At 57.8% G+C, this 583-nt stretch carries 1 pseudogene; it reads left to right on the forward strand.

Features of this window, described 5'->3' with window-relative positions:
- Positions 1-583: pseudogene (locus O3682_RS11715) on the forward strand (RHS repeat protein); the annotation flags it as partial.

Here is a 583-nt window from a genome sequence, read left to right on the forward strand (position 1 = left end):
GGAAAGTACCGGCTAAGGAAGAGAACGCACAAAACGGTTTGCCCGAAACCGACTGGCGCGATGCGCAGTACGACATGCTGTACCTGCCCGTTACCGAAAGCATCCGCTACCACTACGACTTCAACGGCAACCGCACCGCCACCGTCCTGCCCGACGGCAGACAGATCAACTACCTGTATTACGGCAGCGGCCACCTACACCAAATCAGCCTCGACGACGAAGTCATCTCCGACATCGAACGCGATAAGCTGCACCGCGAAATCTACCGCACCCAGGGTAAGCTCGCCAGCCGTTACGAACTCGATCCCTTAGGCCGTCTGAAAAGGCAAATCGCCACCCTCAACGACTTGACGCAGACCGAGACAGGTAAAAACACAGTAACATCGGCTTATGCCGTCAAACGCAGCTACGGCTACGACCGCACCGGCAACCTGACCCACAGCACCGACCAACGGACGGGCACGACGCAGTTCGAGTACGACAAACTGGGCAGGATTACCCAAGCCGGCAACGAACTGTTCGCCTTCGACCCCGCGCACAATATCCTTTCAGACGACCTCAATGCCGTCACCGACAACCGCCT

It is taken from the genome of Neisseria sp. 27098_8_112 (genome assembly GCF_041433235.1).
GTDB lineage: Bacteria > Pseudomonadota > Gammaproteobacteria > Burkholderiales > Neisseriaceae > Neisseria.